Genomic DNA, 14,986 nt, shown 5'->3' with positions numbered 1-14,986 from the left:
GCAGTTAAGAATTATATCTTAACTGCCTTTAATCAATAATATGATTTACGAATAGAGGTCTGAAAACTCCACTCGTATAATTTCATTTCCATTTTTCGCAACATTACTATATATTATATTTTCATCAAGTACCTTGCCTGCAGGGAGTCTTATTGTAAATGTGCTACCTTCCCCAAATTTACTCTGCGCATATATATTACCACCATGCAATTCTACAATCGATTTTACTAAACTCAAACCAACACCTGTACCTTCTGCATTTCTAGATAAAGATTTATCTACCTGTTTAAATCTATCAAATATCACATCTAAATATTTCTCTTCAATGCCAATACCATTGTCTTTAATTGATATTTCAACAAATTCATTTTTATCAATAACTTTTACAAATATCTCATTACCGCTTTCTGTAAATTTTATAGAATTTGATATTAAATTTAATACTATTCGTTTTATTCTTTCTGCATCACAAGCAATATTTTTTTCTTCTATATCTGTATCAAAGGTAATATTTAAACCTTTACCTTCAATCAAAGTAGTTGCAGCAATCACTGTTTCTTCTACCACTGTTACTATATTATTATTTGCTAGGTTTAATTTAAAGAATCCTGCTTCAATCTTTGATAAATCAACTATATTATTAATAATTTTAGATAATCTATATGAATTTTGCTTAATTGATTCTATATATTCTATAATTGATTTTTTATTATCGTCAAGAGACCCATCTTTACAATATACATCAAATAATTGAGCTATTGAAAAAATAACATTCAACGGTGTTTTAAGTTCATGAGATATATTAACAAGGAATTCACCCTGCGCCTTACTAGCAATATTTAATTCCGCTGACAGTTTACTTTTCTCTTCGTTTTGAATTACAAGTTCTTTATTAGCTCTTATTAACTTAGCTGACAATTCTGCTTTTTCTTCACTTTCTTTAATGCTCATTTTCAACAGTTCTCTTATCTGTTCATCAAAATTATCATCCATATGGCATCACCCTTCAGTTTACTTGAAATTATCTATTGCAACAAATATATAATAATAAAGTATCTTATACTTAAAAGACTTTTCCTATATATTATTTCAATATTTTGTAATCCCTTTAATATACTACCATATTGTTTTATGTTTTGGTATATTTTTATTTCGCTATAATTTGACATAATAATAAATTATGATACCACTCTGTTTATTAAAAACAAAACACCAACTATTTTTTATTAACAAGTTGTCTTCGACCTAAGTCATTATAATGAATCCATTTCTTATGAGTGATCTAATTGCTAAGATTTATTTTTCAACATGATTATATACTACTCATTACTTTATTTTTCTACAAATTCCTTTATTAGCCTCTGTATCAATTGTTACTGCATCTTATAAGTAAAAGGGTTATACTGTATAGCATAGTACTTAAATTAAAAAATATTAAGGGGTGGTATATCATAGACTCTAATATACTTTTAGATAAACAAGGAAAAAATGAAATAAAAAATATGTTCAAGTGGATGAAAAAGTCAAAAAAAGTTACAGGCTTACCTAATCAAATTAATAATGGGCATTGTAATAACTTTGCCTCTCATTGTTGCCTAAATTGTGACAAATGCTGGGGAGCAAAACCCAAAACACCAAAATAAATATTAATTGTATAGACATAATACATCTTTATAATATACAATATACACTAAGGCAAAACGACAAAGCTTTAAAACTATATTTGTTAAAGAAGAGGTGGAAATGTTCATGAAGAAGATTAAATTTACATTAGCTGTACAAATTCTTGTTGGTCTTATTTCAGGTGTTATTGTAGGCGCAATTTTTTATGGTAATCCAACAGTAACAACTGTTCTTAAGCCAATTGGTGATATCTTTTTAAGATTAATTAAAATGATAGTAGTACCAATTGTTTTCTCATCGTTAGTTGTAGGTATAGCTGGTGTAGGCGATATAAAGAAAGTTGGAAAACTTGGTGGTAAAACACTTCTTTATTTTGAAGTTATCACTACTGTTGCAATTTGTCTTGGTTTATTAATAGGAAACATAGTTCATCCAGGAACCGGCATAGATATGCATTCACTTGTAAAAACCAGTATTTCAAGTTATGTAGATACTGCATCAACTGTTCAACATCATAGTTTCGCTGATACCTTTGTAAATATTGTCCCAACAAATATTTTTGCATCCTTAGGTAATGGAGATATGTTATCAATTATATTCTTTTCAATTATGTTTGGTTTAGGAATCGGCGCAATTGGAGAAAAAGGAAAACCAGTCCTTCGCTTTTTTGAAGGGGTTGCACAAGCAATGTTCTGGGTAACTAATCAAATAATGAAGACTGCACCATTTGGTGTGTTTGCTCTAATTGGCATAACAGTTTCAAAATTTGGTCTTGCTGCTTTAATTCCACTTGGCAAATTGGCTATAACAACTTATGGTGCAATGATATTTTTTGTAATTGTTGTATTAGGACTGGTAGCTAAAGCAGTTAAGATAAATATATTTGCCTTCATAAAACTTTTAAAAGATGAATTAATCCTTGCGTATAGTACTGCAAGTTCTGAAGCAGTTTTACCTAAACTTATGGAGAAGATGGAAAAATTCGGTTGCCCAAAAGCAATAGCATCTTTTGTTATACCAACAGGGTATTCTTTTAATTTAGATGGATCAACTTTATACCAAGCAATAGCAGCACTTTTCATTGCTCAGCTATATGGTATTCATTTACCGCTACTTACTCAGATCAATCTAATGGTTGTATTAATGGTTACTTCAAAAGGCATAGCAGGTGTTCCAGGGGTATCTTTTGTAGTACTACTAGCTACATTAGGTTCTGTGGGAATTCCAATAGAGGGACTAGCATTCATAGCCGGTATAGATCGTATTTTAGATATGGCAAGAACTGCAGTCAATGTAGTTGGCAATTCACTTGCTTGCGTTGTTATATCCAAATGGGAGGGCCAATTTAACCCTATAAAAGCGAGTGACTATATAAAAGAAATTAATGAAATCGCGGTTAATAGTTAATATAATTTAGAATAACAAAAATAAACCTTGCTCATAAAAAATGAGTAAGGTTTATTTTTGTTATTCATATATTGTTCACATTAGGACTTAAATACATTAGTTACTGGCAAGTCTTCTATAATTTTGGTACCTTTTGTTTGATGCTTTTTCTGCAGCTGCGAATAACTCCTCAGCATCCTCTGGGAAAGTTCTTAGCAACGATGAATAACGAACTTCACCAAGTAAAAACTCTCGGAAACTACCTGTTGGCTCCTTTGAATCTAAAATAAATGGATTCTTTCCTTCCTTCTCAAGATCTGGATTGCACCTATAAAGGTGCCAATATCCTACTTCAACAGCACGTTTGGTATTTGCCGCAGTAGTACTCATACCGCCTTTTAACCCATGACTTATACATGGTGCATAAGCAATAATAAGTGATGAACCATAATAACCCTCAGCCTCTACAACTGCTTTAAGAAATTGACTTTGACTTCCTCCCATAGCTACTTGTGCTACGTAAACATTACCGTAACTCATTGCCATCATACCTAAATCTTTTTTATTAAACTTTTTACCAGATGCTGCAAATTGAGCAACAGCACCTATTGGGGTTGCTTTCGATGATTGACCACCAGTATTTGAATAAACTTCTGTATCAAATACAATTATATTTACATCCTCCCCCATTGATAGAACATGATCTAGACCACCAAATCCAATATCATATGCCCAACCATCTCCTCCATACATCCACATTGATTTTTTAGCAAGGTGTTCTTTACTGCTAAGTATTTCATTTGCTAATTCCCTAAGTTCTTTACTTAAGTTTGCTTTTTCCAATACCTCAATTACCTTCTTACTTATAATTTTTGATGTTTTCCCATTACTATAATTGTGGATCCAATTTTTAAGTAATAACTTCACATTTGAATCATTTGTTAAATTAATAATTTTCTCTACTTTTGACTTTAATAACTCCCTTTGTTGGTTCACTGCTAAGCACATACCAAGACTAAATTCCGCATTGTTTTCAAATAATGAGTTCGACCAAGCTGGTCCGTGACCTTCTGAATTTGTTGTATATGGCACGCATGGTGATGCCGCACCCCAAGCCTGACAACACCCTGTTGCACTAGCAAGATACATCCTATCTCCATATAATTGTGTAATTACCTTAGCATAAGGGGTTTCGCCGCATCCTGCACAAGCCCCAGAAAACTCAAGTAGTGGCTGCATAAACTGACTTCCTTTTACGGTAGCAATGTCACCACAGTTCTCTTTCTTAGATAATGATAATGCATAATACCAGTTATTCATCTCCTTTTGCTGAGTCTCGATAGGTTCCATTGTAAGAGCTTTTTCTTTAGCAGGACAAACATTAGAACAAATTCCACAACCTGTACAATCTAATGTGTCAACTTGTATTCTATATTGATAATCCTCAAGGCCTTTTCCCATGGCTCCCTTTAATTTAAATCCATTTGGTGCATTTTCTACTTCATGAGCACTTGCCAAAAATGGTCTTATTGCAGCATGTGGGCACACAAATGAACATTGATTACACTGAATACAATTATCTACATTCCATGATGGAACCTGCGAAGCTATGCCTCTTTTCTCGAAGGCTGATGTACCTAGTGGTGCCGTACCATCCTCCATTCCTATAAAAGCACTTACTGGAATACTATCTCCCTTTTGAGCATTAACAGGTATAAGAATATTTTTAATAAAATCAGGAACATCTGTAGCTTCTGCTGAAGCTTCCTCGACCTCATTAACCCAGACACTTGGAACTTCTACTTTTACTAAACCTTCAATGCCTTTGTCTACTGCCCCATAGTTCATATTAACAATAATATCACCTTTTTTACTATAACTTTTGTATATAGATTTCTTCATATACTCTACTGCCTCATCTATTGGTATAATGTTTGCTAATTTAAAGAAAGCAGCTTGAAGCACAGTATTGGAACGTCCACCTAAACCAAGCTCTTTAGCAATGTGCGAAGCATCAATTGTATAAAACTCTATGTTATTTTTAGCAATATATTGTTTTACTTTACTTGGAAGATATTTTTCTAATTCTTCACCCTTCCAGGCACAATTTAATAAAAATGTCTTTCCATATTTTAAATCAGAAATTATATCATACTTCTCTAAATATGAAGAATTATGACATGCAATAAAATCTGCTCCTTTTACAAGATAACTTGATCGTATAGGCTCTTTTCCAAAACGCAAGTGCGATTGTGTTACACCACCAGATTTTTTTGTATCAAAAACGAAATAAGCTTGAACAAACATATCCGTATGATCGCCAATAATCTTTATTGAGTTTTTGTTTGCTCCTACTGTACCATCAGAACCAAGTCCCCAAAATTTGCAACTAATTGTTCCTTTTGATAACACATTAATCTCTTCACCAACAAGGATTGAATGATGTGTTACATCATCATTAATTCCAACAGTAAAGTGATCTTTAGGTGTACTTTGTTTAAGATTTTCGTATACCGCAACTATTTGAGCAGGTGTTGTATCTTTAGATGATAATCCATAACGTCCTCCATAAATTTTTGGACGAACTTCTTTGTTTACGTAAGCAGTACACACATCTTCAAATAGTGGTTCGCCTGCTGACCCTGGCTCTTTAGTTCTATCTAAAACAGCAATGTTTTTAACTGTTTGCGGAATTGCCTTTAACAAATGCTCCACTGAAAATGGTCTGAATAGATGCACTTTAACAAGACCGACTTTTTGACCATTTGCATTTAGATAATCTATTGTTTCCTCTATTGCTCCACATACAGAACCCATAGCGATAATTACTCGGTCAGCATCATTTGCACCATAGTAATTAAATAATTTATAATTTCTATTTGTAATCTTATTAATATCATTCATATAATTTTCTACAATACCAGGAATAGCATCATAAAACCTATTACTTGCCTCACGTGCCTGGAAGAAGATATCAGGATTTTGTACTGTGCTACGTTGAACAGGTCTTTCAGGATTCAACGAATTTTTCCTAAATGCCATAAGGGCATCTTGATCTATAAGTTTAGCTAAATCATCATATTCAAGGCACTCAATTTTTTGAATTTCATGAGAAGTTCTAAAACCATCAAAGAAGTGTAAAAATGGTACACGTCCTTTAATTGCACTTAAATGTGCAACACCAGATAAATCCATAACTTCTTGTACACTTGCTGTAGACATCATTGCAAAACCTGTTTGGCGGCAAGACATTACGTCTGAATGATCCCCAAAAATTGAAAGTGCATGAGTGCCTACTGTACGGGCACTTACATGTAATACTCCGGGCTTTAATTGTCCTGCAATTCTATACATTGTAGGAACCATTAAAAGCAACCCTTGTGATGCCGTATAAGATGTAGTTAAAGCTCCTGCTTCAAGAGACCCATGAACTGCACCTATAGCCCCTGCTTCTGATTCCATCTCTACGAGTTTTACCGTTTGTCCAAAAATGTTTTTCTTTCCATAAGCCGACCATTCATCTACATGCTCAGCCATTGGTGAAGATGGTGTTATTGGATAAATTGTTGCTACCTCTGTAAAAGCATATGATACATAAGCACAAGCTTCATTTCCATCCATAGTTTTCATAACTTTTGTCATATATAATTCCCCCTTGGTATATTTATATATGGTTATTTTATATAGCCTTTAACAAACTACAATATTTTATTATGATGTTTACTTATGATACCCTAACTATTGTAAACGTTACTTTTATTATTACACCTTGACTTAATTAAGTCAATAAACGGTTTACAGAAAATTTTATTATAAAGAAGATCACAATAAACACATTATTTTGATTCTCAATTTTAAAATAACAAAAGTTCCAGGTATGAAATCCTCATTTTAAATTAAACCATACATAAAGAAAGCAACAACACCATGAATTTATTATCCATAACGTTGTTGCCTCTTATTTTCTAAACCCTAATTTAATCTACACTATTTTTTATTGTTTCACATACCTTGCTAATCTCTTCTTTTGTAAGCCCTACAGAACTTGGAAGATTTATTCCTCGTGCGTAAAGTTCATTTGTAACAGTTAAATCACCATGTCTACTCCCCTTATATGGCGGCATATCATGGATAGGCATAAAGAAAGGTCTCGCCTCTATTTTACCTGCATTTAATTTTTGTATAAGTTCATCACGAGTTATACCATATTCATCTTCAACTAGGATTGAATATAACCAGTAACAGTTTTCTACATTTTCTCTTTCAGCTGGCAATGTAATTCCTTTAATTTCACCTAGAAGCTGGTTATAATACAATGCGTTTTCTCTTTTAGTTTTTAAATAGTCTTTAACATTCTCAAGTTGAGCTACTCCAAATGCAGCTAAAAGATTTGGCATTCTCATATTATATCCTATTTCTGAATGATAAAATGCTTTATTTTCAGTAACTACTTTTGCTTGAGTAGACAAAAATTTTGCCCGCTTGCCGTGCTCTAAATTGTTAGTTACAAGCATTCCACCTGCCCCAGTAGTTATAAGCTTATTACCATTAAAACTAAAACAACCTATGTCACCTATTGTTCCTGCCATTTTACCATTACAAGTAGAACCTAGCGATTCTGTTGCATCTTCTATAACAAATAAATTATGCTTTTTCGCTATTTGCATTACTTTAACCATATCTACGGGATGACCATAAATATGCACTGGCATTATAGCTTTTGTTTTAGATGTTATTAACTCTTCTATTTTAGAAGCATCCATAACAAATGTGTCACGGCATACATCTACAAATACAGGCTCTGCACCTACATATTTTATTGTATTAACTGGAGATATAAATGTAAGCGATGGAACTATAACCTCGTCTCCACCTCCTATTCCAAGGGTTAACAATGCAAGTTGAAGAGCAGCCGTACCATTCATAGTAACTACAGCACTTTTACTACCTACATATTCACTAAATTTTTCTTCAAATAAATTAACATAACTTCCTACTGAAGATACCCAATTAGTATCTATACAGTCTTTAACGTATTTTAACTCATTGCCTCTAATTTCTGGTATACATAAAGGTATCATTATAAAAACCTCCTACTTTTTGTACATTCTATAAATTATAAATTGTATAAGGTAAATATACATCATTACGTAACGTAAGTTGCAAGTGAATTATATGTAATAAAATTATTATTTAAATATTTTCTATATTTAAACCATCCTCATCAATTTCTAAATTTAGAGTTTCCCAACTTCCGGATAAGCCCTTTAAAAATTCTTTTAGTTTTCCTTCAGTATTACTATCATCTTTTTTAAGCATTACCATAATTGTTGGTCCAGCACCACTAAGAAATACGCCTAAAGCTTCACTTTCTTTAACAAAACTTGAAATTTGCGAGTAATTTCTTATTAACCCCATTCTATATGGCTGATGAAGTTTATCTTTGCAAGCAAGCTTTACACCTTCATAATCACCATTAACAAGTGATACAATAAGCATCGAAACCATACCTACATTATACACAGCATCTTTAAAAGGTATTGTTTCTGGTAGTACTGCTCTTGAAGACTTAGTTGATAACTGTAGCTTAGGGATTAGTGCACAAAATTTTATGCTCCCATTAATTGGAATTTTATTGTAATGGTTAGCTCCCTCATTCATAATTGAAACAGTCATGCCACCAATCATTGCAGGAGTAATATTATCCGGATGTCCTTCAATTTCGCAAGCATAATTTAAGACCTCTTGTTTTGTTAAAATATCTCCACATAACCTATTAGCAGCTGTAACCCCTGCCAATATACATGTAGCACTACTTCCAAGCCCTCCACTAACAGGTATTTCCGTTTTAAAAGTTAATCTAACACCTTTGGGATCCTTTTGTAGTTTTTTAAAGGTTTTTAACATTGAATCATAGACTAAATTGTTATTGTTTGCAAATTCCTTATTACACCCAAAAATTTCAAGCCCAGATTCTATCTCTTCTACTATAAATCTATTATAAAGTTTAAACGCAACCCCGAGAGTATCAAGTCCTGGCCCCATATTTGCACTTGTGGCAGGTACTTTAATTTCAAACATAACTATTTACAACTGTTTCTTTACCTCTTACATAAAAAAAATTCATATAGTTGCCCCCTAATCCGACAGTATTTATTATTATTTCATTCATTTTATACTTTTTTGACTAAAATTTCAAGTATATTTACATAGTTTGACCATTTATTCTAAACAAGAAGTATTAATTTTAATTTAAGAGCCACTATAAATTTTATAGTGGCTCTTAATTAGAGTATTTAAATATATTTTTCAGCACTCTTCCAATGTTTTGTATCTAAATTATACTTTGAAAAATCAGGTACAGTTCCATTTGTCTCTACTAATGCTTTTGCAACTTTTTTTAAATCTCTTCTTGTTTGACACTTATATAAATTTGATTCTTCTATTGATTCCATTACATCTTCAATTTTTCTTTGAAATTTATTCATTAAAATCCTCCTTATTTTCATGTTAATAAATAGTAATAAACAAACTCTAATATTTTCACTTAGCTAGTTTTAACTATTTAAAACCTTACTATACTTACTAAAATGAAATCACTTTAGATAATATTAATATGTATTAAGTAATTTTATACTTATATCTCCATGATAATTGGAAGAATAATTGGCCTACGATTTGTTTTTTCATATAAATATCGCTCTACAGATTTTTTCATGTTAAATTTTAATACATTCCATTCAATAACTTTATTCTCTAAGCACTTATTAAGTTCAGTCCTAACAATCTCTTTCACTTCATTAATCAAAACATCCGACTCCTTTGCATATACAAATCCCCGAGTGATTATATCAGGCCCTGCAATAATACTATAAGATTCTCTCTCTAAGGTTACCACTACTGTGAGCATGCCATCTTCTGCTAAGTGTTTCCTATCTCTAAGTACTATGCTTCCAACATCCCCCACTCCAAGTCCATCAACAAATACGGATCCAGTATGTACTCTCCCTGTAATCTTCGCCTCATCCTTTGTAAGTTCTAAAACTTGCCCTGTCTCCATAATAAATATATCTTTACCTTTCATACCTAATTTTTGTGCTAAATTAGCATGTTTTCTTAAATGTCTAAATTCACCATGGACTGGCATAAAATATTTAGGATGAACTAATGCATGAATTAATTTCAATTCTTCTTGATATGCATGCCCAGATACATGTACTTCTTCTAAATCCTCATAAATCACCTCTGCCCCTCTTTTGAATAACTCATTTATCACCCTAGAAATAAGTTTTTCATTGCCTGGAATTGGAGATGCTGAAATAATAAATAAGTCATCAGGTTCTATGGTTATTTTTCTATGAGTAGCAAAAGCCATCCTAGCAAGTCCTGCCATAGGTTCTCCCTGACTTCCCGTAGTTATTATTGTAATATCTTTATTTTCGTAATTATGCATTTCATCTACATCAATAATGTAATCTTCTGGTATATGAAGATATCCGAGATCCATAGCTACTTGTGATATATTGTCCATACTCCTTCCAATAAAAACAATTTTTCTATTATATCTCACGCAGGCATCTACAATTTGCTGAATTCTATGAATATTTGAAGCAAATGTGGCTACAATAACCCTACCCTCTGCACTAGAAAATATTCTAGTTAGAGTCTTTCCAATAGTTTTTTCAGAAATTGAGTGCCCTTCGCGCTCAACATTTGTGCTATCAGCCATAAGAAGCAGAACGCCATCTTTACCTAGATTTGAGATACGTTCTAAATCCATTACGAGTCCATCAATTGGGGTATAATCAATTTTAAAATCACCAGTATGTAATATAACACCTATTGGTGAATGGATAACAATAGCACAAGAATCAGCTATGCTATGAGTAACTCTTATAAATTCAATTTTAAAATTTAGTAATTCTATTGTTTCCCCTGCATTTACAATATGAAGCTCACAATATTGCAACATATTGTGTTCCCTTAATTTATTTTCAATTAATCCTAATGTTAGCTTAGTACCATAAATAGGTACATTCAATTGTTTTAGTATGAATGGCACTGAACCTATATGATCTTCATGACCATGAGTTAGGAAAACTCCTTTTACCTTTTTCGCATTATTTTTCAAATAAGTTATATCTGGAATTACTAAATCTACACCATACATTTCCTCATCCGGGAATGACACACCACAGTCTATAACAATGATTTCTTCCTCGTATTCAATAGCCGTTATATTCTTCCCTATTTCTCCAAGTCCACCTAAAGGAATAACCTTTAAACTTTTCTGGGTTTCCATTAAATCCTCTCCTTTATTTATATTAATAATATTTTTTCCCTTTATTTTGCCATGAATTATGAAATTAATACCTTTTTCCTATAGTTATTATCGTAATCTCTCTATAAAGATTATAATTACTTAATTAAAATTAGTCAGATAGAATTAAATATGGTACAGTAATAAGCGCAAATAGATTTTAACACTTACTTTATTAAAAAAATAAATTTAATTTGGAGGATCATATGATTACAAAAGAGAATTTTTTAAACGATATAAAAAGTGGAACTAATATAAAAATTTCATTAATGGTAATGAAAATAATGTTCAAAGATGCTTCTAAATTTGTCTGCATATTGGTAGATAAGAGTGGAGAAGTAAAAGCTAATATACCTAGCAAAAATGGTGATATTACAGAAGGAAGCGTCCTAGAAGTTGAAGGATTTAAAGATAAAAACTTAGATGTTAAAAAATATAAATTTATTTTAGATTATAATTTATCAGATTATCTACCAACTGTAAAGAGACCTATTGAAGATATTATGAATGAAATGGACACTCTTACAAATAAGTACATTATTTCAAATGAGGGTAAAGCCTTAAATGACTATTTCTTTAAGGATAAACTATTCTTAGATAAATTTCAAAGAGGAATAGGCGGAGTATCTATGCATCATAATTATATAGGTGGTCTTGCAGAACATACATTAAATGTTATGTATTTAACTGCTACACTTTGTGAAAGATATGAATGTAAACGAACTGAGATAGCGGTACTTGCAGCAAAACTTCATGATATTGGGAAGATTTATGAATTATATTATGATGGTCCTTTTAAATATACCCTTAGAGGAGAAATGGAAGGTCATATTGTTATTGGAGTAGAGTTATTAGATAGAGCTATTCGAGAGAATGAATCACTTTATTCTGAAGATTTTATTACTAGGATAAAGGGATGTTTAGTTCAGCATCACGGAAAGCCTGAATTTGGTTCTCCAAGAGGAATGAAAATGGAAGAATCATTTATAGTTAATTTTGCTGATTCCACAGATGCTACTATGAATAAAATTTCTCAAATGAAGGATAAAACAGAACCCGGTAATTGGTCAGACTACGATAGACGAATTGATACTAAATTATACTTATAATAAAATAAGCTTACCATTTATTTTAAATGGTAAGCTTATTTATTCATCATATTTTACTGTATTGAACTATTTTCATTTTGAATAACACTATGTTTTCTACCATATACTATGTATGTAATAATTCCAATTATTAACCAAACTATAAATCCTATCCATGTTTTAATTCCAAGTCTACTTAATAAAACCAAACAACAAATTATAGCAAGTATTGGTGTTACTGGTACAAGTGGACACATAAAAGTTCTATTGAAATCTGGCATCTTTTTTCTAAGTACTATCACACTTAAGGCTACAACTATAAATCCTAAAAGAGTTCCAATACTCAAAAATTGGACAATAATATCTAATGGTAAAAATCCTGCTATTATTGCAGCAATGACACCTGTAATAATTGTTGCTATGTATGGTGTTTTATACTTTTTATGGATTTTTGAAAATAACTTTGGTAATAATCCATCTCTAGACATTACCATAAATATTCTTACCTGTCCATAAAGCACAACTAAAATTGTAGATATCATTCCAACTATACAACCTACTCCAACTAAAATAGAACCCCAGTTTATTCCTATTGTTGCCAGTGCAGCAGGAAGTGCATTCTGTAAATCTATAGAATTATATGGAACAATTCCAGTAAGTACAAATGCAACGGCAATATACAATATACTAACTATAGCTAAACATGATATAAGCCCGATAGCTACGCCTTTCTTTGGATCTTTAGCTTCTTCAGCACTAGTTGCAATTGCATCGAATCCAAGGTAAGAAAAGAATATTGATGCTGTTGCTGCAAAAACTCCCTTAAACCCAAATGGTGCAAATGGTTTATAGTTTGCAACATTAATATGTCCTACTCCGACTATTACAAAAATAAGTATTATACCTATTTTTATACTTACAATTATATTATTTATTTTAGAACTTTCCTCCATACCAAAACACAAAAGTACAGTTAAACATAATACTATTAGTATTGCAGGTAGATCTACTATTCCACCATTACTTGGTGATGATGTAATAATACTAGGCAGATTAATGCTTGCTGTCTTTAAAAGACCGACGAACGCCCCAGACCACCCTGATGCCACAGCACTACAAGCAACTAAATATTCGGCGGTTAAACACCACCCTATTAACATAGCAACTATTTCTCCAAATGCTATATAAGCATAGGAATATGTACTACCAGCTACTGGAAACATAGTTGCAAGTTCACAATAACAGAGTCCACATAAGCAAGCAACAATTCCTGCTAACACAAACGATATAATAACTGCTGGCCCTGCAATATGTGCTCCTGCGCCTGTTGCAACAAATATTCCTACTCCAATAACAGCCCCTATACCTAAAGCTGCTATATCTTTTGCTGTAAGGTCTTTCTTTAAACCAGACTTTTGTATTCCGTCCTGCATCTGCTCAAAAGATTTCTTCTTAAAAATATTCATTTATGCCCACCTTCATATTGTTGTTTTTACCCTCTATATAGTTAATGCAATAACATGTTAAGTGATTTATTTAAGATCACTTATGAAATTGGGAAGATCAAAACAAGATTTTACAATTTTTTTTGTTAAATAACGAGTTTCTAGTGGTAATCTATTTACGTCCATATCACTAGGATCATAAACATCTGATGCCATTGTAAAACTCCATATACCACCTGGATAAGTTGGAACAAAAGCAATATATGTTTTTACTATTTTAAAATTGTTTTTTAATATTTTTCTTGTATTCTCTATTATGTTACGATGAATCATTGGAGATTCACTTTGACATACCATTACTCCATCAGTTTTTAATGTTCTTTTTACATTTTTATAAAATTCTTCTCCAAACAAATCTTTAGCAGGGCCCTCAGGATCTGGTGAGTCAACCATTACTATATCATATTTAATATCAGTCTCCTTCACATATTCAACTCCATCTCCGAACTTAAAATTGATTCTTTTATCGAAACTTGGACCTCCACTTATTTCTGGAAGAAATTTTATGCATTCCTCTGTTACCAATTCATCAAGCTCCACCATATCAATTGTCTCAAGCTCCTCATACTTTGCTAGTTCTCTTACCGCTCCACAGTCGCCTCCACCAATTACCAAAACATTTTTTGGGTTTTTATGAGTAAGTACTGGAATATGTGTAATCATTTCATTATATATAAATCCATCAGCAGATGTAGTCTGCATTACACCATCAAGCACAAGGCAAGGACCAAATGCATTGGTATCAATTAATGCTACCTCTTGATAAGGGGATTTTGCATAAGAAAAACATTTATTGACCTTATAACTAATTTTCAAATCTTTTTTTTCAACTTCAACTTCTTCAAACCACAGTTCGTCATCAATATTTTTAAAATACTTTGGCAATTCATTCGTTTTCATAATAATTCCTCCATTATAATAAGTATAACTATCTTTTTAGTTTATTAATAAATTCAACTCAGACCCTTTACTTCTTTCTTTTGAGCCGCGTAAAGTTACAGCTTCAAGTATATCATAAAAATTAAAGAGTTCAACTTGCATTTAATTAAATTTCACTTATAGTA

The 14,986-nt window shown here is 31.8% G+C and carries 10 protein-coding genes; 2 read left to right on the top strand and 8 right to left on the bottom strand.

Annotated features, from left to right (window positions below):
- Window positions 1–45: 45 nt before the first annotated feature.
- Entirely contained in the window at window positions 46–993 is a 948-nt protein-coding gene (locus A7L45_RS09595; protein ID WP_071612571.1) for a sensor histidine kinase, read from the bottom strand.
- A gap of 756 nt (window positions 994–1,749) precedes the next feature.
- On the opposite strand from A7L45_RS09595, the gene A7L45_RS09590 reads away from it, so the two are divergent.
- The gene (locus tag A7L45_RS09590; RefSeq protein WP_071612570.1) at window positions 1,750–3,030 is read left to right on the top strand and encodes a cation:dicarboxylate symporter family transporter; all 1,281 of its coding nucleotides are present in this window, start codon (window positions 1,750–1,752) and stop codon (window positions 3,028–3,030) included.
- A gap of 96 nt (window positions 3,031–3,126) precedes the next feature.
- On the opposite strand, the gene nifJ is transcribed toward A7L45_RS09590, so the two are convergent.
- The 5 genes from nifJ to A7L45_RS09565 form a co-directional block, all read right to left on the bottom strand.
- The gene (gene nifJ / locus A7L45_RS09585) at window positions 3,127–6,651 is read right to left on the bottom strand and encodes a pyruvate:ferredoxin (flavodoxin) oxidoreductase (RefSeq protein ID WP_071612569.1); all 3,525 of its coding nucleotides are present in this window, start codon (window positions 6,649–6,651) and stop codon (window positions 3,127–3,129) included.
- Between the two features lie 335 nt (window positions 6,652–6,986).
- Window positions 6,987–8,090, bottom strand: a complete 1,104-nt coding sequence (locus tag A7L45_RS09580) for a LegC family aminotransferase (protein ID WP_071612568.1) — start codon at window positions 8,088–8,090, stop codon at window positions 6,987–6,989.
- 112 nt (window positions 8,091–8,202) lie between these two features.
- A complete protein-coding gene (gene thrB / locus A7L45_RS09575; RefSeq protein WP_071612567.1) occupies window positions 8,203–9,090 on the bottom strand; it encodes a homoserine kinase in 888 nt (295 codons plus the stop codon).
- A 215-nt stretch (window positions 9,091–9,305) separates the two neighbouring features.
- Window positions 9,306–9,497 carry a hypothetical protein gene (locus A7L45_RS09570; protein WP_071612566.1) on the bottom strand — a complete coding sequence of 64 codons (192 nt, stop codon included), beginning with the start codon at window positions 9,495–9,497 and terminating at the stop codon, window positions 9,306–9,308.
- 149 nt (window positions 9,498–9,646) lie between these two features.
- Window positions 9,647–11,311, bottom strand: a complete 1,665-nt coding sequence (locus A7L45_RS09565; RefSeq protein WP_071612565.1) for a ribonuclease J — start codon at window positions 11,309–11,311, stop codon at window positions 9,647–9,649.
- Window positions 11,312–11,535: 224 nt separating this feature from the next.
- Between A7L45_RS09565 and A7L45_RS09560 the strand changes: the two genes are divergently transcribed.
- Complete coding sequence (locus A7L45_RS09560) at window positions 11,536–12,438, top strand: 3'-5' exoribonuclease YhaM family protein (RefSeq protein ID WP_071612564.1); 903 nt, start codon at window positions 11,536–11,538, stop codon at window positions 12,436–12,438.
- Window positions 12,439–12,491: 53 nt separating this feature from the next.
- Here A7L45_RS09560 and A7L45_RS09555 read toward each other — a convergent pair whose 3' ends face one another.
- Together A7L45_RS09555 and speE are read right to left on the bottom strand one after the other, a co-directional pair.
- Window positions 12,492–13,883, bottom strand: coding sequence for an amino acid permease (locus tag A7L45_RS09555; protein WP_071612563.1), 1,392 nt, complete (start codon window positions 13,881–13,883; stop codon window positions 12,492–12,494).
- A 66-nt stretch (window positions 13,884–13,949) separates the two neighbouring features.
- Window positions 13,950–14,822 (bottom strand): polyamine aminopropyltransferase, encoded by an 873-nt coding sequence (gene speE / locus A7L45_RS09550; RefSeq protein WP_071612562.1) that lies wholly within the window; start codon window positions 14,820–14,822, stop codon window positions 13,950–13,952.
- Window positions 14,823–14,986: the final 164 nt, after the last annotated feature.

The sequence above is a fragment of the Clostridium estertheticum subsp. estertheticum genome, from assembly GCF_001877035.1.
Lineage (GTDB): Bacteria > Bacillota > Clostridia > Clostridiales > Clostridiaceae > Clostridium_AD > Clostridium_AD estertheticum.
This window is presented reverse-complemented; position numbering and strand designations above follow the sequence as displayed.

Excerpts from the sequence above, each read along its gene's own strand:
- A7L45_RS09595 (WP_071612571.1), bottom strand. The coding sequence starts at position 993 with ATGGATGATAATTTTGATGAACAGATAAGAGAACTGTTGAAAATGAGC.
- A7L45_RS09590 (WP_071612570.1), top strand. The coding sequence starts at position 1,750 with ATGAAGAAGATTAAATTTACATTAGCTGTACAAATTCTTGTTGGTCTT.
- nifJ (WP_071612569.1), bottom strand. The coding sequence starts at position 6,651 with ATGACAAAAGTTATGAAAACTATGGATGGAAATGAAGCTTGTGCTTAT.
- A7L45_RS09580 (WP_071612568.1), bottom strand. The coding sequence starts at position 8,090 with ATGATACCTTTATGTATACCAGAAATTAGAGGCAATGAGTTAAAATAC.
- thrB (WP_071612567.1), bottom strand. The coding sequence starts at position 9,090 with ATGTTTGAAATTAAAGTACCTGCCACAAGTGCAAATATGGGGCCAGGA.
- A7L45_RS09570 (WP_071612566.1), bottom strand. The coding sequence starts at position 9,497 with ATGAATAAATTTCAAAGAAAAATTGAAGATGTAATGGAATCAATAGAA.
- A7L45_RS09565 (WP_071612565.1), bottom strand. The coding sequence starts at position 11,311 with ATGGAAACCCAGAAAAGTTTAAAGGTTATTCCTTTAGGTGGACTTGGA.
- A7L45_RS09560 (WP_071612564.1), top strand. The coding sequence starts at position 11,536 with ATGATTACAAAAGAGAATTTTTTAAACGATATAAAAAGTGGAACTAAT.
- A7L45_RS09555 (WP_071612563.1), bottom strand. The coding sequence starts at position 13,883 with ATGAATATTTTTAAGAAGAAATCTTTTGAGCAGATGCAGGACGGAATA.
- speE (WP_071612562.1), bottom strand. The coding sequence starts at position 14,822 with ATGAAAACGAATGAATTGCCAAAGTATTTTAAAAATATTGATGACGAA.